We start from the raw sequence: 19,536 nt of genomic DNA, 5'->3' as shown, positions 1-19,536 counted from the left end.
ATGGGCCGGCGATGTCAAACCCGTGCAGGCATCATGCGGGCGGCGTGATGCCCGTGTAGCGGGCGCGCGGGCGGATCAGGCGGCCCTGCGCCTGCTGTTCCAGTGCATGCGCCAGCCAGCCGGCCAGGCGGCCTGCCGCGAACATCACCAGCGCCGGCGTTGCCGGCAGCCGGTTGAGGCGGCAGATCGCCGCCAGCATGAAATCGATGTTCGGTCGCAGGCCGCTGATGTCTTCGGTGGCGGCGATCAGCGTTTCCAGCGCGGCCATTTCGCGCTGGCCCGCGTGGCGCTCGCGTGCGCGTGCCAGCAGCTCGGCGCCGCGCGGATCGCCCTGCGGATACAGCGCGTGGCCGAAGCCGGGCAGGTCGTCGCCACGTTGCCAGCGCTCGCTGATGAAACGGCGCGCATTGCCGGCTTCACGGGCGTCGGCGATGAGCGCATACGCGCGTGCCGTCGCGCCGCCGTGGCGCGGTCCGGACAGGGCCGCCAGGCCGCTGCAGACGGTGGCGTGCAGGTGCGCGCCGGTGGAGGCGACCACGCGCGCGGCGAACGCCGAGACATTCAGTTCGTGGTCCGCGCAGACCACCAGTGCGGCGCGCACCAGGTCGGCGAACCCGCCGTCGGCCGGATGCCAGGCCTGCGCGAGCACGCGATGTACCGGCGCAGCGGAGGGTGGCTGTGCGACCAGCAGCGCCGCGTTGTGACGCAGCAGCCCCGCGGCGATCTCGTGGCGCACGCGCGGTGATGAGTTGAACGAGTGGCGCACGTCCAACGCCAGCAGCGGGATGGCCGCCATGGCGCGTTCCAGCGGCGGCAGCGCGGCATCGGCGGCGAGCGGCGCGACCACGGCCGGCCACCGGGCCGGCGAGGGTGCGGCGAAGGGATCCTCATCGCCGCAGTCCCAGAGTTGCCGGGCGACGTCCTCCAGGGTGGCGCCGTCGTGGACCATGCCGATCGCCGAACGGCCGCGGTAGTACGGGCCATCCGGGCGGATCAGGGAGATCTGCGTCTCCAGTACCGGCAGGCCCCGGTCCAGGCTCTGCGCCGCGCCGCGGGCCGCGCCACGCCCCACCTGTTTGCGCTGGGCCAGCCGCTCCACGTCCTGGCGCAGGTAGAGGCGGCTGCGGTGGTCCTTGCCGGGGCGCGACTCCAGCAGGCCGCGGCTGACGTAGGCGTACAGCGTGGCCTGGCTGATGCCCAGCAGTCGGCAGGTATCGCGGGCGGACAGCAGGTCGGTCGCGGAGGCCATACGGAAATATTGATTCGTTCGATCAAGATTGATCAACCCTGCGGATGGTGCCAGATTCGCGTCCCGAAGAGGGGCGTATCCTTCGCGCACCTCCGGTCCCGGCCAGGCGCCGGGCACGCTCGCTGACCGAGAGGAGTTAGTCGCAATGAGCAGTCCATCCGCCGGCGCGAAGTTCCGCGCCGCGCTCGCCGCCGAATCGCCGCTGCAGGTGATCGGCGCCATCAACGCCAACCACGCCCTGCTGGCCAGGCGCGCCGGCTACCGGGCGATCTACCTGTCCGGCGGCGGCGTCGCCGCCGGGTCGCTGGGGCTGCCGGACCTGGGCATCAACACGCTGGAAGACGTGCTGATCGACGTGCGCCGCATCACCGATGTCTGCGACCTGCCGCTGATGGTCGACATCGACACCGGCTTCGGCCCCAGCGCGTTCAACATCGAGCGCACGGTGAAGTCGCTGATCAAGGCCGGCGCCGCCGCCTGCCACATCGAGGACCAGGTGGGCGCCAAGCGCTGCGGCCATCGCCCGGGCAAGGAAATCGTGTCGGCCGGCGAGATGACCGACCGCGTGAAGGCGGCCGCCGATGCGAAGACAGACGCGGACTTCTTCCTGATCGCGCGCACCGACGCCATCCAGGTGGAGGGCGTGGACGCCGCCATCGAGCGCGCCATCGCCTGCGTCGAGGCCGGCGCCGACGGCATCTTCGCCGAGGCCGCCTACGACCTGCCCACCTACCGGCGCTTCGTCGATGCGGTGAAGGTGCCGGTGCTGGCCAACATCACCGAGTTCGGCAAGACGCCGCTGTTCACCCGCGAGGAGCTGGCTTCGGTGGGCGTGGCGATCCAGCTGTATCCGCTGTCGGCGTTCCGCGCGATGAACAAGGCCGCCGAGAACGTGTACGAAGCGATCCGCCGCGACGGCCACCAGAAGAACGTGGTCGACACCATGCAGACGCGCGAGGAGCTGTACGACCGCATCGGTTACCACGCCTTCGAGCAGAAGCTCGATACCCTGTTTTCCGCAAAGAAGTGACGTAGGGAGTCCATCATGAGCGAAACCACACCCGCGCCCGGCTTCAAGCCCAAGAAGTCCGTCGCCCTGTCCGGCACCGCCGCCGGCAACACCGCACTGTGCACCGTCGGCCGCAGCGGCAACGACCTGCACTACCGCGGCTACGACATCCTCGACATCGCCACGACCAGCGAGTTCGAGGAGATCGCCCACCTGCTGGTGCATGGCAAGCTGCCCAATCGCGCCGAGCTGGCCGCCTACAAGGCCAAGCTGAAGGCGCTGCGCGGCATCCCGGCCGCGGTGAAGGCCGCGCTGGAGGAACTGCCGCCGTCCGCGCACCCGATGGACGTGATGCGCACCGGCGTGTCGGTGCTGGGCTGCCTGTCGCCGGAGAAGGACGACCACAACCATCCCGGTGCGCGCGACATCGCCGACAAGCTGATGGCCTGCCTCGGCTCGATGCTGCTGTACTGGTACCACTGGAGCCACAACGGCCGCGCCATCGACGTGGAAACCGACGACGACTCCATCGGCGGCCACTTCCTGCACCTGCTGCATGGCGAGAAGCCACGCCAGTCCTGGGTGCGTGCCATGCACACCTCGCTGATCCTGTACGCCGAGCACGAGTTCAACGCGTCCACGTTCGCCTGCCGCGTCATCGCCGGCACCGGCAGCGACATGTACTCGGCCATCGCCGGCGGCATCGGCGCGCTGCGCGGGCCCAAGCACGGCGGCGCGAACGAAGTGGCCTTCGAGGTGCAGAAGCGCTACGAGACGCCGGACGAGGCCGAGGCCGACATCAAGGCGCGCGTGGAACGCAAGGAAGTGGTGATCGGCTTCGGCCATCCGGTGTACACGGTGGGCGATCCGCGCAACCAGGTGATCAAGCAGGTGGCGAAGGACCTGTCGGCCGAGCAGTCGAACATGAAGATGTACGCCATCGCCGAGCGGCTGGAGTCGGTGATGTGGGACATCAAGAAGATGTTCCCCAACCTGGACTGGTTCAGCGCGGTCAGCTACCACATGATGGGCGTGCCGACGGCGATGTTCACCCCGTTGTTCGTGATCGCGCGTACCAGCGGCTGGAGCGCGCACGTCATCGAGCAGCGCATCGACGGCAAGATCATCCGCCCCAGCGCCAATTACACGGGGCCCGAGGATCTGGAATTCGTTCCGCTGGACCGGCGCTGATCGAACCCGCATGGCACCCGCTTCCGCTCTCCCCCCGCAGGCGGGGGAGGGCAGCGGGTGAGCGCGTTTTCCGCGCCGGCCCCGAACACCTCGCCTTCGTGCCGGCCGGCCAGCGCCGAGGTCCGCGCCGCCGTCCCGCGGGGCCGTTTCGACCAAGGTCGGGCGGCCCCGTGTCGTTTGTGTGACCCGCGTGGCAGCGGGGGAGGGTCGGGCCGGGGTACTACTGGCGGACGGGGAACGCCGTAGCCGTGGGAGGGGCCCACCGCGCGGCGTGGGGGGATGCCATGCAGACCAGGTGGTGCAAGACCGAGGCCGGACGGAACGAGATGCAGCAGCGCTCGCGCAAGCTGCCGGCGGGGCTGCGTTCGATCCTGTTGCTGGTCGATGGCCAGCGCAGCGACGACGAACTGCAGGCGATGATGAGCGGCCTGCATGCGCCCGCCGACGCGCTGGCCCAACTGGCCGCGGACGGCCTGATAGAACGCCGCTCCGGTGCGGCCTGGATGCTGGCGGCGGTGACCGCCCCGCGGGCGGGCGAGGGCGCGACGGTGGCGCCGATGACCTCCGCCGAGCGCTACAACCTGCTGTATTCGCGCATCACCGACGACATCCGCGCGCACATCGGCCTGAAGGGTTACTTCCTGCAGCTGAAGGTCGAGCGCTGCGCCAGCGCGGACGACCTGGAAGCATTGCTGCCCGACATCGCCACCGCGATGACGAAGGCGCGCGACCACACCTTCGCCACGCGCTGGCTGGACGAGGTGCGCGCCTCACTGGCGTAGGGCGCGCAGCGCGGCGTCAGGCCAGGCCTTCTGCCCTGAGCGCGGCCTGCACGCCGGCATCGGCTTCCATCCGCTGCCTGAAGGCGGCCACGTTCGGCAGGTCCGACAGGTCCACGCCGGTGCGCTCGGCCCAGCGCAGGGTGATGTAGAAGTAGGGGTCGGCGAAGCTGCGGAAGCCGGCCAGCCAGTCGCGGCCTTCCAGCTGCTTCTCGGCGGTTTCGTACATGCCGCGCAGACGCCGGCGCGCCGCATCCTTCACCGCATCGAATTGCGCTTCGTCGCCGATGAAGCGCGCCGGCCCGAACAGCGGATGGAAGGCCGGGTGCAGGTCCGAATTGACGAAGGAAAGCCAGCGCGCCGCCTGCGCGCGCTGCTGTGGCGAACCGTCGCCGGCCAGCTGCGCTTGCGGATGGCGGTCGGCGATGTAGCCCATGATCGCGGCGTTCTGGGTCAGCACGAAGTCGCCGTCGACGAGGGCCGGCACCGCACCGGTGGGATTGATCGCCAGGTACGCCGGCTCCTTCATCTCGGTGGCCGTCATCACCTGCACGTCGAACGGCTGGCCCGTCCACTGCAGCGCGATGTGGTCGGCGGTCGAGCACGCGCCGGGCTTGGTGTAGAGCTTCATGGTGTCCCCTTGGGAAAAAAGAAAGGCCCGCGATTATCGCGGGCCTTGAATGTTCGCGGCGTCATGCGCGCTGCAACGGATCGTGTTGCATACGAACGACAAGTATCGCGGCGGCCCGACCCTCACCCCTTCCCCTCTCCCGGGAGGAGAGGGGAGTAGGTGCCATGCGGGTTCGGCTTCGTTGGTCAGGCCGCTGCGTGGAGCGCCCTGCAATCGGAAGCGTTGGTTTCTAGGATCGGGGCTTGAGCTTCTGCACGCGCAGGAAGGTGTGATCGCCGATCGTCGCCACGTGGTACGCGTTGCGCCAGCTGGGGCTGGCGATCTGATGCGCCATGAAGTGGCTGGCGCCCGGCACGATCTCCTTGCGCTGTCCGGGCGGCAGGGCCCAGTTGCGCTCGGCGTTGAGCGCCACGCTGACCGACTTGGCCCAGGCGTCGGGATTCCTGAGGCGGGTGTTCGGGCCGACGATGGTGGGGGCGAACTGCTTGCGGGCGGTGACCACGGAGCAGACGGAGTCGCCCCACAGGCCGCTGTCGCGGCGGCGCAGGGCCACTTCGGCGACGGCCTGCTGGCCGCGCAGGGTCTGGTCGCGGGCTTCCAGGTAAACGGTGGTGCTGAGGCAAAGCGAATCGGCGGCCGGCTGCGGCAACATCTGCGACAGCCATAGGATCCAGGCCAGTTTCATGGGAACTCCTTGCTCCGTCTTTCCCGCGCCCCTGCCTCTCCCGATACGCAGGGAAGGACATCGATGGGACGCGGCTAGGGCGTTATGGGGAGGCAGCCTTCACACGGGCTGCCCGGGGACCGGCAAGGCCTGACCCAAGGGGGTCCGGGCGCCGGGCTCAGCCCGCCTGAACTGGGCGGCGGGCCGGAAAGTGCGCGCAAGGTAGGGGGGGCGTCCCAACTTGGCCTGAACGGGGCGGGTTGACGCGGGGGGCACAAGTCTGGCTGGAACTGTGAGCAGCGTCGCACCCGCAACGCCCGCCCCGGGGTGCGGCAGGCGCGAAATCCCCCTGACGGTCAGGCCCATCCCTCTGTAGGAGCGCCCCATGGGCGCGATGCTTTTCACGCGCTCGGAGCCACGGCATCGCGCCCATGGGGCGCTCCTACAGAGCGTTGCGTCGCCGGGGTGCCCGGCCGGCTGGGGGCCTTAGAGACTTGCCGCCAGCCGGCTGCCTTGGTCGATGGCGCGCTTGGCATCCAGTTCGGCGGCCACGTCGGCACCGCCGATCAGGTGGGGCGTCCTGCCTGCCGCGATGAGGTCGGGCTGCAGGTCGCGGCGCGGTTCCTGGCCGGCGCAGACCACCACGTGGTCGACCGGCAGCAGATGCTCCGCCCCGCCCACCTTGATGCGCAGGCCGGCGTCGTCCACGCCCAGGTATTCCACGCCGCCCAGCATCTTCACCTGCTTGGCCTTCAGCGTGGCCCGGTGCACCCAGCCGCTGGTCTTGCCCAGGCGCGCGCCGGGCTTGCCGGGGCTGCGCTGCAGCAGCCAGACCTCGCGGGCCGGCGGCTCGGGCTGGGGCTTCACCAGGCTGCCGCGGGCCTCGAAGGCCGGGTCCACGCCCCATTCGGCCATCCAGCGCGCCGGGTCCAGCGAAGGCGAATGGCCTTCGTGGGTCAGGTATTCGGCCACGTCGAAGCCGATGCCGCCCGCGCCGATCAGCGCCGCGCGGGCGCCTACCTTCACCCGGCCCGACAGCACATCCACGTAGCTGACCACCTTGGCGTGGTCGGCACCGGGAAACGCCACCCTGCGCGGCGTGATGCCGGTGGCCAGCACGACCTCGTCGAAGCCGGCCAGATCGGCTGCGGTCACCGGCGTGGACAGCTTCACGTCCACGCGCGTCTCCTCCAGCCGGTGGCGGAAGTAGCGCAGCGTCTCGTGGAATTCCTCCTTGCCCGGAATCCGCTTGGCGTAGTTGAACTGCCCGCCGATCTCGGCGGCCGCGTCGAACAGGGTCACCCGGTGGCCGCGCTCGGCGGCGACCGTCGCGCAGGCCAGGCCGGCAGGACCGGCGCCGACCACGGCGATGGTCTTCGCGGTGAACGTCTTCTTGTAGAGCAGGTCGGTTTCGTGGCAGGCGCGCGGATTGACCAGGCAGCTGGCCAGCTTGTTCTCGAACACGTGGTCCAGGCAGGCCTGGTTGCAGGCGATGCAGGTGTTGATGGCCTGCGGCGTGCCGGCGCGGGCCTTGGCCGCCCACTGCGGATCGGCCAGCAACGGGCGCGCCAGCGACACCATGTCGGCCTTGCCGGCGGCCAGGATGCCTTCGGCGACGTCGGGCATGTTGATGCGGTTGGTCGCCACCAGCGGCACGCGCACGTGCGGCTTGAGCTTGGCGGTCACGTCCACGAACGCCGCGCGCGGCACCGAGGTGACGATGGTCGGTACGCGCGCCTCGTGCCAGCCGATGCCGGAATTGATGATCGTCGCACCGGCGGCTTCCACGGCCCTGGCCTGCTGGACGATCTCGCTCCACTGGTTGCCGTCCTCCACCAGGTCCAGCAGCGACAGGCGGTAGATGATGATGAAGTCCGGGCCCACGGCCTCGCGCACGCGCCGCACGATCTCCACCGCGAAACGCATGCGCTTCTCCGGCGTGCCGCCCCAGGCGTCGTTGCGCTTGTTGGTGCGCGGCGCGGTGAATTCGTTGATGAAGTAGCCTTCCGAACCCATGATCTCCACGCCGTCGTAGCCGGCGTCGCGCGCCAGCTTCGCGGCGTTGGCGTAGGCGCCGATCTGGCGTTCGATGCCCCGCGCCGACAGCGCGCGCGGAGTGAAGGGATTGATCGGTGCCTTGATCTTCGACGGCGCCACCGTCAGCGGGTGGTAGCCGTAGCGGCCGGCGTGCAGCAGCTGGGCGCAGATCTTGGCGCCGTGTTCGTGCACGGCCCGGGTCACGAACTTGTGCGGCCGGGCCTCCCACGGCCAGGACAGCTTGCCGCCGAACGGCTTCAGCCAGCCCACCAGGTTGGGCGAGAAGCCGCCGGTGACGATCAGGCCCACGCCGCCGGCCGCGCGCTCGGCGAAGTACGCGGCCAGGCGCGGGAAATCCCGCGCCCGGTCTTCCAGTCCCGTGTGCATCGAGCCCATCAGCACGCGGTTGCGGAGCGTGGTGAAGCCCAGGTCCAGTGGCGTGAACAGGTGGGGATAGGGCGGGGATTCGGTGGCGGTCGACGTCATGCGGGCGGTGGATACGCTTGCGTATGGAAGGGCGCACGATGCCGCGAATCGTGGGGGCACGCAAGCGCCCGCATGCGCGGAGGTGGGGTCATGGTGCGGGGGAGTCGTGGGGCAGTTCGGCGGGCAGGGCTTCCTGTTCCAGGCACAGCGGATGCGAGTGCAGTCCGGCGGCGATGCCGTCCCAGCCGGCGCGCTCGGCCCATGGCGCCAAGGGCGGCAGCCTCCGGCACGTATACCCCGGGTAGCTCCGCGCGCGCGAGTGCCACCCGGGCGGCTTCGCGGACGCGGCCTTCCAGCAAGGGCACGCCCAGGTGGCCGTCCAGTGCGTCGAGATCGACCACGGTGAGCCGCAGCAGGCGGTCGCCGTCGCCGCGATGGCGGTCGCGCTGCACGGCGATCGCGCCGGCGCGCTCGGCCAGGGCCACCTGCGCGTGGAAGGTCTCGCGTTCGGCCAGGGTGCGCAGCGACAGGTAAGCGCGCGCACTGGCTTCGGTGATCATCGGCAGCGAGGCGGCAGTGGCATCGCCGCGCAGCCGGGCGCGTTCGCCCTTGCGCAGCAGCCGCTCCAGCACGCGCCGGGCGTCGCTCACGCCGGCGCCTGCTGCCTTTCGATGCGGGCGGTCTCCTCGGCCAGCAGTTCCGGATGCAGGTCGAACTGGTCGGACAGCAGCAGGGCGCGTGCCGCCGCCTGCACCTCGATGCGCTCGGCCTGCAGCAGGTCGCCATCGCGGAACAGTTCGATGTAGCTGTCCAGCACGCCGCTCAACGTGCCCTGCGCGGTATCCGGCGCGGCCAGCACCAGCTGCAGGCCCAGCGAGCGCAGGTAGTTGGTGGTGGCGCGTGCGTTCTGCGCGTCGATCTTGTCGCCGAATTCGTCCAGCAGGATCAGTCCCATGCCGCCCGGATGCGCCTCGCTCTTGCCGTAGGCCGCCGCCAGCGCGGCGCCTGCGATCACGTACAGCGGCGCGCGGTGCTCGCCGCCGGAGCCCGAGCGCATGCGCTCGCTGAGCGTGCCGATCACGTTGTCGTCCTGGCGGATCTGCACTTCGAAGCGGAAGAAGCGGCGATAGTCGTCCAGCGGCGAGGTGGCGGTACGCGCCGCGGCACCGTCCTCGATCAGCTCGCGGAACGCCGCCGGTACTTCCCCGACCGTACCGAACAGCGTGTCCTCGCCACCGGCATCCACGGCGCGCCGGATGAAGCGTTCCAGCTCGCGGAACTCGGGGACCACTTCGTAATGGAACTGGTAGCGCTCGTTGTTGGAGAAGGGCGGGCTGCTGCGCAGGGTGCGGTTGAGCGTGGCGATCTGCTGGCGCAGGCGGATGAAGTTGTCGTTGAGCGCGGCGGCGACGCCGGCGCGGAAAGTGTCCACGGCGGTGTCGTAGGCCTGGCGCGCCTCGCCTTCGTAGCGCACCAGGTCGGTGTCGCGCAGCTGGGTCAGTTCGCGTCGCAGCAGCGCCAGCGCCGGTCGCCAGGCGTTGGCGTCGAGGTCCACCTCCAGGCTGTGGTCGCGTGCGTACTGGGCCAGCGCGCTCCAGGCTTCCGGCAGCAGCTTGGCGAGCTGCCGGTCGCTCTCCTCGGCGCGTCGCTCGCAGGTGGCGCCGCGCTCCTCCAGCGACTCGAGCTTCGCGTCCAGCTCGTCGCGGTGCCGTTCGATCAGGTTGGGATCGACATCGGGGTCCTTGAAGGCCTCCACGGCGCGCCGCGCCACCCGTTCCTCCTGTTCGCGCAGGCCGGCGAGCAGGCGGCGGCTGCGGTCCAGGTCGGCGACGGCGACCGCTTCCTGCCCGACCAGGGCGTCGGTACGCGTCTCGCACTCGCCCAGTTGCGCGGCGAGCGCGCGCACCGCCTCGGACAGGCGCAGCAGGTCGGGGTCCAGCGCGGCGAGGCGGCTTTCCTGCGCGGTGCGGTAGCGTCCTGCGACCTGGCGGTGCTCGATCGCGCGCTCGTGCAGCGCCTGCGCCACCGCATCGGCATCGGCCAGCCGCGCCAGGCTGCGCTGGCTGTCGTCGGCGCGGCGCAGCAGGGGCTCGATCTCGCGCACGTCGCGTTCGGCCTTTTCGATCTCTTCGTGCAGCACCCGCAGGCGGGCCCGGTTGTCGGACGCGCCGATGCGCAGCTCGCCCGCGGCGGGCAGGCGCAGGCGCTCGATGCTGCCGCCACGCGCCAGCAGGCCGTCGCGGGTCAGGCCGTGGCGACTGCGCACCAGTTCGGCTTCGGTCTCCACGCAGCGGAGCTCGCCCAGCTGCCGGCGCAGGAATGCCAGTGCGTCGGCATTCATGCCCTCCAGCAGCGCGGCGACGCTGCCGGCCGTGGCTTCCTTGCCGCGCCCATCGCGCGCCTGGCTGGACAGGGCCAGTTTCACGCCATAGACCGAGCGCCCGCCGGACAGGCTGCGATACAGCTTGACCGCGCGCTCTTCGTCGGCGGCGGGAATCAGCAGCGCCTCGACGTTGCTGCGCAGGTATGCCTCGATGGCGGGCTGCCATGCGGCATCGGCGACCCGCACCAGATCGCAGACCGGGCGGGCATCGATGCCTGCCTCGCGCAGGTAGCTCATCAGGCGCACGGTATCGGCGTGCAGTTCCGCCTGGCCGGCGGCCAGGCGCTTCTGGTTCTGCCGCGCGGCCAGCAGGGCATCGCGTGCCTTGTCGTGGGCGGCATGCAACTGGCGGGCGTGCTGGTCGACCTGTTCGCGCAGCGGCGTGGCCGCGCGGAGTGCCTGGCGCGCACGCGCGAACAGGTCTTCCGGCGTCCACGGCAAGGCCTCCCCGTCCGCCAGCGCCGACAGCGCCGCGTGCCAGGCCTCCCATTCGGCGGATGCGGCATCCACGGCGCCCGTCCCGGCGCCGGCGAGGGCGAGCGCGTCGAGCTGGCGGAACGTGTCGCGCACGAAGCCGATCTCGCGCAACAGTTCCTTGTTCAACTGGGCCAGGCGTTCGCGGTCGCGGCCGGCCAGTTCGTCCAGCTGCGCCTGTTCGCCATAGCCGCTGCTTCCCTGCAGGCGGGCGTTGGCGCGCGCCTGCTCATCGCGCAGCGTGTCGCGCTCGGCGCGCGCATCGACCAGGCGGCGGCGGGTGTCCGCCAGTGCGTCCTCCGCCGTGGTGACTGCGCCTTCGGCCCGTTCCAGTTGTTCGCCGTACAGGTCCCGCGCGTATTCGGCGGCCAGGGCACGGTAGGAAGCGGCACGCACGGCCTGGGTGGCGATGCGGTCGTACTGCCGCTCGACGCCTTCGGCGGCCTCGATGCGCTGGCGCACCTGTTCGATGCGGTCGCGGATCTGGCGGAAGCTTTCCAGCAGGGCGCGGAAGCGGGCGATATCGGTGGGGCGGTCCTCGGCGACCAGCGTGCGCACGAACAGGTCCACATCCTCCACGCGCTGCAGGTTGAGTGCGTTGAGGAAGGCCTTGCGGTAGGCGTTGATGTCGGGATTGGCGGTGGGCGAGGCGCGCAGGCGCAGCAGCAGGTCCTTGACGAAGCGCTCGGCCACGGTGTGCAGCTCGGGCGCACCGCCGGCCGCCTTGCAGCGGCGCAGCGCCATCTCGCGGAAGGTCGGCCAGGCCAGCGGCAGTTCCTTGCCCTTGACCTGTTCCACGTGGTCGGCCAGGTCCAGCGCCACGCCCGGCAGCAGGTACAGCCCATGCAACCGGTGGTCGGGCTCGTCCACCGAGGCGCCCAGCGCGATGCCGGCGGTCAGGACCTGGCCGGTATCGGTATCGCGGAACACCAGCGAGATGTAGGTGGTGGCGGTGCGCCGCTTGCGTCCTTCCTCGCCGCTGCGGAACACGCCCAGGCAGTAGTCGCGGATGGTGCGGGCACGATGGCTGCCGCCGGCCTGCGCGTTGAAGCGGATGCGACTGCGGTCGCCGCCCAGCAGCACGATCTGCAGCGCATCCAGCAGCGCACTCTTGCCCGCGCCATTGGGCGCGATGATGGCGCTGGTGGCGTCCAGTTCCAGGGTCTGCGCCTCGAACAGGAAGAACTGCACCAGGTGCACGCGCTCAAGCAGCTGCATCGCCGTCCTCCATGACGTCGTCGTTGTCGGCCGCGTCGGCACCGTCGTCGCGGTTGTGCTGGTCGAGCCGTTGCAGCCACTGTTCGCCGACGATCTCGACGATGGCGGGCCGCACATGCAGGTGGAACGGCTGGGGATCGTCCGGTTCCGACTCCACCAGCCGGCACGTGCCCCAGCGTTTCAGCGTGCGGGCCAGTTCGCGCAGGGTGCCGACATCGGGCATCGGCCGGCCCGCCAGGGCCTGGTAGGCCTCCTGCAACTCGGGCAGTTCCACGGTGACCACGCCCTCGTCCTCCACCATGCCCTGCCGCATCGCTTCGTCGTAGCGCTGCCGCAGCACCAGCAGCAACAGCGTTTCGGCCAGGGTCACGGGCACGCCCTCGGCGTGGGCGGGCAGCGCCACCACGTAGCGGTAGTGGGGGTTGCGTTCCAGGCGGATGCCGAGCGGCGCCAGCGCGGCGATGAAATCGTCGAAGTGGTCCTCCACCAGGTGGTAGGCCAGGCGCGTGCTGCGGTCGCCTGCGTACAGCACCTGCTCCACCACCAGCCGGTAGGCGGCGCGTTCGAAGTCCTGCACGGCGTAGACGCCGTTGGAGAGTTGGCTGAGCGTGTTCCAGCTGCGTTTCATGCGGTTTTCCGTGAGGGCGTACCGATGCGGCGCACGACGAAGCGTGGCGCGCGCAGGTAGCCGTTGTCGTCGTGGCCGCCGGCGTCGAGCAGTTCGACCCGGTAGCCGCGCAGCAGGCGGCCCAGCGGATCTTCGCGCCGCAGGCCGCCTGTGCGATGGCTGCGCAGCGCCAGCGTGAGCAGGGTCTGGTAGGCGCGCAGGTCCTCGATGCTGGCGATGGAGAACGCGGCCGATTCGACGGCGTCCACCGTCTCCAGGTGCGGGCCGACGTAGCGCGCCATGTCCTCGGCGGTGACCAGGCGTGCGCGCTTCATGCGCCGCAGCAGGCTGAGCCGGGCCAGCTGTTCCGGCGTCGGCGGCTGGGTGGCGTTGGCGCTGCGCGGGATGGGTTGCGGCTTCTGCCGGGGCGGGCGCAGGCGGCCGGCGTCCATCAGCGCGCCCGGCGCCACCGGCAGGCGCAGCGCGCCCTCCGGTGCGTGCTGCACGCCACGGCAGGCGCGGCGCAGCAGGATGTCCAGCTTGTCGGGCGCGCGCAGGCGATAGTCGAGGAAGGCGAGTGCGCGCCGGTTGGCCTGGCGGATGTCCTCGTCCAGCCGGCCCAGGTATTCGTCGATGCGGTCCAGTTCGCGCAATCGCCGCAGGCTGCGCGCGAAGCGCTGGCTGCCGCGCTCGGCGTCGCCGCCGCCCACATGCTCGCGGTACCACGCCAGCAGCGCCGTGCGACGCTCGCCGGTCTCGATCTGCTGCGCCATCGACAGGATCGCGCTGCGCCGCGCCAGCGGATGATCGCCCTTGTGCAGTTCGGCGTAGTCGCCGATGAAGAACTCGCCGACGTAGCGCTCGAACCACTGGCGCGCGAACTGCGCCGTGGATTCGGCCTTGCTCAGTTCCGGCATCAGGTCGCGCACCTGCAGGCTCATCGATGACAGCGACACCAGCAGCCGCCGCGCCTGGTCGGCGGCCTCGTCCAGGGCGTCGCCGGCGGCCTTGCCTTCGGCCACCTGCTGCAACTGGTGCTCGATCGAACGCATCTTCGCCGAGACGAAGGTCGGGCCATGCTCGGCGAACTCGGCCAGCAGCGAGAGGAACTGGTGCACCACCGGCGGCATGGTGACCATCTCGCGCGCGCCGACGCGTTCCTGCCGCAGCCATCCCGCGCCGCGGAAGCGCTCGTAGATGTTGTTCACCCTGACCGGCAGCGGCGTGTCCGGGGTGTCGCCGTCCTCGTCCTCCCAGGGGTCGTCGGCCAGCAGGTAGCGCTCCAGCGCCGCGGTGATCTCGCGGCGCTGGAACCCCATGCTGGGCGGTACCGGCGCATCGGGCCCGAAGAACTCGTCGAACAGTCGGTACAGCAGCAGCCAGTAGTGTTCCCGGTTGGGCGATGCCAGGGGGCCGAACAGGCCGCTGGGCAGCAACGGAAACAGGGCGGGCGCCTGCGTCATGGCCGCGCGCTCCGCCGCGGAGGACTGGTATTGCGATGTGGCGGGCGCGGCAGCGCCGGGAGAAGGGGCATGGCGGGGTCGGAAAGGCGGTCGGATCGCGCCGGAGCGCGCTGCGGCCAGCCACGATATCGCAAGTCGCCGGGACGCCGGTAGCCGTTGCCGCCCGTCTGCCGGCGCCGTTCCGCCCTGCCGGTCCGGGCCTACCAGCCGGCGAGCACCAGCTTGCCGATGGTGGTGCCGGATTCCAGCCGGCGGTGCGCTTCGCGCAGGTTCGCGGCATTGATCGGCGACAGCGTGCCGGTCAGCGTGCCGCGCACGTCGCCGGCGTCGATCAGGTCCGCCACGCGGTCCAGCAGTGCGCCCTGTTCGCCCATGTCGGCGGTACGGAAGCGCGGGCGCGCGAACATCATTTCCCAGTGGATGCCGATGCTCTTGGCCTTGTAGGGATCGCCGATGCGCAATTCGCCGCGCGGCTCGACGATCAGGCCGACGTGGCCCAGTGGCGCCAGCAGGTCGCCCAGCTCGGTCCAGTAGCGGTCGGTGTCGGCCAGGTTCAGGGCAGCGTCGATGCTGTCCAAGCCCCGTGCCTTCAGTTGCGGACCCAGCGGCTGGCGATGGTCGATCACATGGTCCGCCCCCAGCGACATGCACCAGTCGATGGTCTCCTGCCGCGAAGCGGTGGCGACGACAGTGAAGCCGGCGCGCTTGGCCAGCTGGATCGCGATTGAGCCCACGCCGCCCGCGCCGCCGATCACCAGCAGCGATTTGCCCTGGCCGCCGTGCTCGGGCGAGTAGGGCATGCGGTGGAACAGCAGTTCCCACGCCGTGATGGTGGTCAGCGGCAAGGCGGCGGCCTGCGCGAAGTCCAGCGACGCGGGCTTGCGGCCGACGATGCGTTCATCGACCAGTTGGAACTGCGCATTGCTGCCGGGGCGGGTGATGTCGCCCGCGTAGTAGACCGCGTCGCCGGGCTTGAAGCGCGTCACGGCCCCGCCGACGGCTTCCACCACGCCGGCGGCGTCGTAGCCGAGCACCTTGGGCTGCGCCTCGATCTGCGGCTTCGGCGCGCGCACCTTCGTGTCGACGGGGTTCACCGACACGGCTTCCACGCGCACCAGCAGGTCATGGCCGGTGGCAGCAGGGGTCTGGATGTCGACATCCAGCAGCGATTGCGGATCGTCGATGGGCAGGTAGCGGGTCAGGGCGACGGCTTTCATGGGGCGGCTCCGGCGGACGGGGGAAAGACCTGGACGGGCAGCGGGCTGCGTTCGGAAAAATGGCCGCGCCAGTAGGGATAGTAGGGATACGGTGCCTCCACCGCGCTGGCGGCGTCCAGGCGCGCGATCTGGTCGGCCGACAGCTGCCAGCCGATGGCACCCAGGTTCTGTCGCAGCTGTTCCTCGTTGCGCGCGCCGATCAGGACGGTGGAGACGGTGGGGCGCTGCAGCAACCAGTTGATGGCGATCTGCGGCACCGATCTGCCGGTTTCCCCGGCGACGGCATCCAGCGCGTCGATGATGCGGAACAGGCGCTCCTGCGCCACCGGCGGCCCCACGTCGGCGGTGTCGTGCAGCCGGCTGGTGGCCGGCAGCGGTTGCCCGCGTCGCAGCTTGCCGGTCAGCCGGCCCCAACCCAGCGGACTCCACACCACCGCCCCTATGCCCTGGTCGATGGCCAGCGGCATCAGTTCCCACTCGTAGTCGCGGCCGGCCAGCGAATAGTAGGTCTGGTGGGCGACGTAGCGGGTGTAGCCGTAGCGTTCGGCAACGCCGAGCGATTTCATCAGCTGCCAGCCGGCGTAGTTGGACACGCCCAGGTAACGCACCTTGCCGGCGCGGACCAGGCCATCGAGGGTGGACAGGGTTTCCTCGACCGGTGTCAGCGCGTCGAAAGCGTGCAGCTGCAGCAGGTCGAGATAGTCGGTGCCCAGCCGCGCAAGCGAGGCATCCACCGCCTTCAGCAGGCGGAAGCGCGAGGCGCCGGCATCGTTGGGGCCTTCGCCCAGGCGCAGGCCGGTCTTGCTGGACAGGATGACCTGGTCGCGCCGCCCATGCAGGGCCGCGCCCAGGATCGATTCGGATGCCCCGTCCGAATAGACATCGGCGGTGTCGAAGAAGGTCAGGCCCGCGTCCAGGCTGATGTCGATCATGCGGCGCGCCTGCGCGGTATCGGTATTGCCCCAGGCGCCGAACAGCGGCCCCTTGCCGCCGAAGGTGCCGGCGCCGAAGCCGAGTGCAGAGACCTTCAGGCCTGAACGGCCGAGCAAACGGGTTTCCATGGAGACTCCTCAAGCAAAGGAAGGGGGATCAGGCGCATCCGTCGGCGTGCAATGCCCGGGCGATGGGTGCTGGACGGGTGGCCTGTCGACGCTGCAGCGCCAGTGCCCACAGGGCGATGGCGAACGCGCAGGCCGGTACCAGTGCGGCGACCCACGGCAGTGCCGACAAACCCAGGCCCTGCGAGATGACCGCACCGCCCAGCCAGGCGCCGAACGCATTGCCCAGGTTGAAGGCGCCGATGTTCAGGCTGGACGCCAGGCTCTGCGCGTCGCTGGCCTTCTGCAGCACCCACAGCTGCAGCGGCGAGACGGTCGCGAACGCGGCAGCGCCCAGCAGGCCGGTGAAGACGACCATCGCCCAGCGGCTGTGCAGTGCGAAGCCCATCGCGCCCATCACCAGTGCCAGCAGCGCCAACGAGCCGAGCAGGGCCGTGGGCAGGCGGCGGTCGGCGCAGCGTCCTCCCACCAGGTTGCCGATGATCATGCCGACGCCGAACACCAGCAGGACCGGCGAGACGGCCGCGTCGGCCAAGCCCGTCACCTGGGTCAGCAACGGCTGGATGTAGGTGTAGACGGTGAACATGCCACCGAAACCCAGCACGGTCATCAGCAGGCCCAGCACTACCTGGGGACGCGTGACCACGCGCAGTTCGTCGCGGAACGACAGTGGCACGGGCGCACTGCGGTCGGCCGGGACCAGGGCGGCGATGATCACGGTGGCGAACACGCCGATCGCGGTGACGGCCCAGAATGTCGCGCGCCAGCCGTACTCCAGGCCCAGCCAGGCGCCGGCCGGCACGCCGAGCAGCGTGGCCACGGTCAGGCCGGTGAACATGATGGAGATGGCCGAGGCCCTGCGGTCTTCACTGACCAGGCCGGTGGCGACCACCGCGCCGACGCCGAAGAACGTGCCGTGCGCCAGCGAGGTGATCACACGGGCCATCATCAGCAGCGCGTAGTTCGGCGCGAGCGCACAGGCCAGGTTGCCCAGCGTGAACACGATCATCAGCGCCACCAGCACGGCCTTGCGCGGCATGCGGTTGGTCGCGGCGGTCAGCAGCGGGGCGCCGACGAACACCCCAAGCGCGTACCCGGAGATCAGCAGGCCCGCGGCGGCGATGGAGACATCGAGGTCGGCGGCGACCTGCATCAGCAGGCCCATGATGACGAATTCGGTGGTGCCGATGCCGAACGCGCCGGCCGTCAGCGCGTACAGGCCCAGCGGCAGCCGGGAGGAGGAGGGGGGCATGGTGGTAAGGGGAAGGGGAACAGGGCGCGCAGCTTGCGCCTTCCTTTCATGATGGGAAACGGCGAATATGCCGAATCACTATCAATGGATTGTTGATAATGGACCGTGTCGGTGACCTGGCCCTGTTCCTGCGCGTGCTCGATCTGGGGTCGATCACGGCGGCAGCCCACAGTCTGGACCTTTCGGTCGCCGTGGCCAGCCAGCGTCTGAAACGGCTGGAGAAGGAACTGGGCGTGCGCCTGTTGCACCGGACCACCCGCCGGTTGCACCCCACGCCGGAAGGGGCCGCGCTCGCCGAGCAGGGACGGGTGCTGGTGGAGGAGCTGGAAGCACTGGGCACCGGCCTGCGCGAAGCGGCGCGCGAGGTCGCCGGCACCCTGCGCATGACGATGTCCGCCTCGTTCGGACGCCAGTACGTCTCGCCGCTGCTGCCGGCCTTCCTTGCCCGCCACCCGAAGCTGCGCCTCAGCATCCACTTGAGCGACAACGTGGTGGACCTGGTCAGCGAGGGCTTCGACTTGGCCATCCGCATCGGTGCGCTGGACGACTCGCGCCTGGTCGCGCGGCGGATCGCACCCAACCGCCGGGTGCTGTGCGCCTCGCCCGACTACCTGCGCCGGCGTGGCCGGCCGCGCCTGCCCGAAGACCTCGCCCACCATGACTGCCTGCTGCTGTTCGGCAGCGGCGGCCGCCAGGACGTGTGGCGCATGGGAACACCGGCGGGCGGCGAAGTCGCCGTGCGCGTGCAGGGACGTCTGGAGAGCAACTTCGGCGAGGTGCTGCGCGATGCGTCGCTGGCGGGCGAGGGCATCGTGATCCATTCACTGTGGCACGTCGCGGACGATCTGCGTGCCGGCCGGCTGGAGGTCGTGCTGCCGGACTACCCGCTCGCCACCACCGCGATCAGCGCGGTGATGCCGCAGCGTCGCCTGGTGCCGCCGCGCGTGCGGGCCTTCACCGATTTCCTGATCGAACAGTTCGGCGACGACCCGCCGTGGGAGCATGGGCTCCCGCAGTGATCAGGCGGCGTCGAAGGCGAAAGCGTCCAGGGCCAGGCCACCCATTTCCACGTCGTGGTGGAGCAGCCGTCCCTTGGCGCCCGCACCGCCTGCGCCCAGTGCCACGTACAGCGGGAACAGGTGTTCCGTCGTCGGATGGTTGCGCTGGGCCTCGGGCAGGGCCGTCCAGTCCAGCGCGCCCGCGATGTCGCCCGCCAGCAGCCGATCACGCAGGGCATCGGTGAACGAAGCCACCCAGGCATAGGGCGCTGCGTGCGCGTGCTGCCAGTCCAGGGCGCGCAGGTTGTGCGAAAACCCGCCGGACCCCACCACCAGCACGCCTTGCCCGCGCAGGGGCGCCAGCGCGTACCCCAGCCGGTAATGCCACTCGGCGGTCTGTGCCGGATTGACCGACAGTGCGATCACCGGGATTGCGGCGTCCGGATACATGCGCCGGAGCGGTACCCAGACGCCATGGTCCAGCCCATGATGCCCATCCACCTGGGCGGGGAAGCCGGCATCGCGCAGATGCGCCGCGATGTCCTCCGCCAGCCCGGGAGCGCCCGACGCCGGGTACCGGATCCGGTAGAGCGCTTCGGGGAACCCGCCGAAATCGTGGATCGTATCCGGCGAAGGCGTGGCGGTGACGGTAGGCCGCGCGTGGATGAAATGGGCCGATGCCACCACGATGGCACGCGGGCGTGGCCAGCGTTTTCCCAACTGGTCCAGGAAGCGGCCGGTAGGGGAGTCCTCGACCGCCAGCATGGGCGAGCCATGCGAAACGAAGAGGCTGGGAAGCGGGGAGGCAGGCGTCGGGTCCATCGCTACAGCATGCGGTCCGCGGACGCGCCCACCAAGGCGTGTGCGTGGATCGAAGCGT

16 protein-coding genes are annotated in these 19,536 nt (G+C 70.4%); 4 read left to right on the top strand and 12 right to left on the bottom strand.

Annotation, left to right across the window (positions count from 1 at the left end; genetic code table 11):
- Window positions 1-31: 31 nt before the first annotated feature.
- Window positions 32-1,249, bottom strand: a complete 1,218-nt coding sequence (locus MUU77_RS13550) for a citrate synthase family protein (protein ID WP_245087871.1) — start codon at window positions 1,247-1,249, stop codon at window positions 32-34.
- 145 nt (window positions 1,250-1,394) lie between these two features.
- Here MUU77_RS13550 and prpB point away from each other — a divergent pair, with 145 nt between their 5' ends.
- The 3 genes from prpB (at window position 1,395) to MUU77_RS13535 (ending at window position 4,231) form a co-directional block, all read left to right on the top strand.
- Window positions 1,395-2,279 (top strand): methylisocitrate lyase, encoded by an 885-nt coding sequence (prpB, locus tag MUU77_RS13545; protein ID WP_245087868.1) that lies wholly within the window; start codon window positions 1,395-1,397, stop codon window positions 2,277-2,279.
- Between the two features lie 15 nt (window positions 2,280-2,294).
- Entirely contained in the window at window positions 2,295-3,449 is a 1,155-nt protein-coding gene (prpC, locus tag MUU77_RS13540; protein WP_245087865.1) for a 2-methylcitrate synthase, read from the top strand.
- Window positions 3,450-3,733: 284 nt separating this feature from the next.
- Window positions 3,734-4,231: a hypothetical protein gene (locus MUU77_RS13535; RefSeq protein WP_245087862.1), complete on the top strand. Its 498-nt coding sequence runs from the start codon at window positions 3,734-3,736 to the stop codon at window positions 4,229-4,231.
- 16 nt (window positions 4,232-4,247) lie between these two features.
- On the opposite strand, the gene MUU77_RS13530 is transcribed toward MUU77_RS13535, so the two are convergent.
- From MUU77_RS13530 to MUU77_RS13485, 10 genes are all read right to left on the bottom strand, one after another.
- Window positions 4,248-4,859, bottom strand: a complete 612-nt coding sequence (locus MUU77_RS13530) for a glutathione binding-like protein (protein WP_245087859.1) — start codon at window positions 4,857-4,859, stop codon at window positions 4,248-4,250.
- Window positions 4,860-5,088: 229 nt separating this feature from the next.
- Entirely contained in the window at window positions 5,089-5,544 is a 456-nt protein-coding gene (locus tag MUU77_RS13525; RefSeq protein ID WP_245087856.1) for a cell wall hydrolase, read from the bottom strand.
- A gap of 465 nt (window positions 5,545-6,009) precedes the next feature.
- Window positions 6,010-8,046 carry an NADPH-dependent 2,4-dienoyl-CoA reductase gene (locus MUU77_RS13520; protein ID WP_245087853.1) on the bottom strand — a complete coding sequence of 679 codons (2,037 nt, stop codon included), beginning with the start codon at window positions 8,044-8,046 and terminating at the stop codon, window positions 6,010-6,012.
- Complete coding sequence (locus MUU77_RS13515; RefSeq protein ID WP_245087850.1) at window positions 8,043-8,636, bottom strand: hypothetical protein; 594 nt, start codon at window positions 8,634-8,636, stop codon at window positions 8,043-8,045. The genes MUU77_RS13520 and MUU77_RS13515 overlap by 4 nt, the downstream gene beginning before the upstream one ends.
- Window positions 8,633-12,061 (bottom strand): SbcC/MukB-like Walker B domain-containing protein, encoded by a 3,429-nt coding sequence (locus MUU77_RS13510; RefSeq protein WP_245087847.1) that lies wholly within the window; start codon window positions 12,059-12,061, stop codon window positions 8,633-8,635. The genes MUU77_RS13515 and MUU77_RS13510 overlap by 4 nt, the downstream gene beginning before the upstream one ends.
- Complete coding sequence (locus tag MUU77_RS13505) at window positions 12,048-12,689, bottom strand: DUF4194 domain-containing protein (protein WP_245087844.1); 642 nt, start codon at window positions 12,687-12,689, stop codon at window positions 12,048-12,050. The genes MUU77_RS13510 and MUU77_RS13505 overlap by 14 nt, the downstream gene beginning before the upstream one ends.
- Complete coding sequence (locus MUU77_RS13500; protein ID WP_245087841.1) at window positions 12,686-14,131, bottom strand: Wadjet anti-phage system protein JetA family protein; 1,446 nt, start codon at window positions 14,129-14,131, stop codon at window positions 12,686-12,688. Before MUU77_RS13500 ends, MUU77_RS13505 begins: the two co-directional genes overlap by 4 nt.
- Window positions 14,132-14,331: 200 nt before the next feature.
- Entirely contained in the window at window positions 14,332-15,348 is a 1,017-nt protein-coding gene (locus tag MUU77_RS13495) for a zinc-binding alcohol dehydrogenase family protein (protein ID WP_245087838.1), read from the bottom strand.
- Window positions 15,345-16,409, bottom strand: a complete 1,065-nt coding sequence (locus MUU77_RS13490) for an aldo/keto reductase (protein ID WP_245087835.1) — start codon at window positions 16,407-16,409, stop codon at window positions 15,345-15,347. Before MUU77_RS13490 ends, MUU77_RS13495 begins: the two co-directional genes overlap by 4 nt.
- A gap of 28 nt (window positions 16,410-16,437) precedes the next feature.
- Window positions 16,438-17,658, bottom strand: a complete 1,221-nt coding sequence (locus tag MUU77_RS13485) for an MFS transporter (RefSeq protein WP_245087832.1) — start codon at window positions 17,656-17,658, stop codon at window positions 16,438-16,440.
- A gap of 98 nt (window positions 17,659-17,756) precedes the next feature.
- Here MUU77_RS13485 and MUU77_RS13480 point away from each other — a divergent pair, with 98 nt between their 5' ends.
- On the top strand, window positions 17,757-18,677 hold the full coding sequence (locus MUU77_RS13480; protein WP_245087829.1) for a LysR family transcriptional regulator: 921 nt from the start codon (window positions 17,757-17,759) through the stop codon (window positions 18,675-18,677).
- Here the strand turns inward: MUU77_RS13480 and MUU77_RS13475 are convergent, their stop codons facing one another.
- Window positions 18,678-19,421, bottom strand: coding sequence for a class III extradiol ring-cleavage dioxygenase (locus MUU77_RS13475; RefSeq protein ID WP_245087827.1), 744 nt, complete (start codon window positions 19,419-19,421; stop codon window positions 18,678-18,680).
- Window positions 19,422-19,536: the final 115 nt, after the last annotated feature.

Source organism: Pseudoxanthomonas sp. F37 (assembly GCF_022965755.1).
GTDB lineage: Bacteria > Pseudomonadota > Gammaproteobacteria > Xanthomonadales > Xanthomonadaceae > Pseudoxanthomonas_A.
The sequence above is the reverse complement of the archived record's forward strand: the minus strand, read 5'-3'. Positions and strand labels throughout refer to the sequence as shown.

Excerpts from the sequence above, each read along its gene's own strand:
- prpC (WP_245087865.1), top strand. The coding sequence starts at position 2,295 with ATGAGCGAAACCACACCCGCGCCCGGCTTCAAGCCCAAGAAGTCCGTC.
- MUU77_RS13520 (WP_245087853.1), bottom strand. The coding sequence starts at position 8,046 with ATGACGTCGACCGCCACCGAATCCCCGCCCTATCCCCACCTGTTCACG.
- MUU77_RS13485 (WP_245087832.1), bottom strand. The coding sequence starts at position 17,658 with ATGCCCCCCTCCTCCTCCCGGCTGCCGCTGGGCCTGTACGCGCTGACG.
- prpB (WP_245087868.1), top strand. The coding sequence starts at position 1,395 with ATGAGCAGTCCATCCGCCGGCGCGAAGTTCCGCGCCGCGCTCGCCGCC.
- MUU77_RS13490 (WP_245087835.1), bottom strand. The coding sequence starts at position 16,409 with ATGGAAACCCGTTTGCTCGGCCGTTCAGGCCTGAAGGTCTCTGCACTC.
- MUU77_RS13495 (WP_245087838.1), bottom strand. The coding sequence starts at position 15,348 with ATGAAAGCCGTCGCCCTGACCCGCTACCTGCCCATCGACGATCCGCAA.
- MUU77_RS13510 (WP_245087847.1), bottom strand. The coding sequence starts at position 12,061 with ATGCAGCTGCTTGAGCGCGTGCACCTGGTGCAGTTCTTCCTGTTCGAG.
- MUU77_RS13530 (WP_245087859.1), bottom strand. The coding sequence starts at position 4,859 with ATGAAGCTCTACACCAAGCCCGGCGCGTGCTCGACCGCCGACCACATC.
- MUU77_RS13550 (WP_245087871.1), bottom strand. The coding sequence starts at position 1,249 with ATGGCCTCCGCGACCGACCTGCTGTCCGCCCGCGATACCTGCCGACTG.
- MUU77_RS13535 (WP_245087862.1), top strand. The coding sequence starts at position 3,734 with ATGCAGACCAGGTGGTGCAAGACCGAGGCCGGACGGAACGAGATGCAG.
- MUU77_RS13480 (WP_245087829.1), top strand. The coding sequence starts at position 17,757 with ATGGACCGTGTCGGTGACCTGGCCCTGTTCCTGCGCGTGCTCGATCTG.
- MUU77_RS13500 (WP_245087841.1), bottom strand. The coding sequence starts at position 14,131 with ATGACGCAGGCGCCCGCCCTGTTTCCGTTGCTGCCCAGCGGCCTGTTC.
- MUU77_RS13505 (WP_245087844.1), bottom strand. The coding sequence starts at position 12,689 with ATGAAACGCAGCTGGAACACGCTCAGCCAACTCTCCAACGGCGTCTAC.
- MUU77_RS13475 (WP_245087827.1), bottom strand. The coding sequence starts at position 19,421 with ATGCTGGCGGTCGAGGACTCCCCTACCGGCCGCTTCCTGGACCAGTTG.
- MUU77_RS13525 (WP_245087856.1), bottom strand. The coding sequence starts at position 5,544 with ATGAAACTGGCCTGGATCCTATGGCTGTCGCAGATGTTGCCGCAGCCG.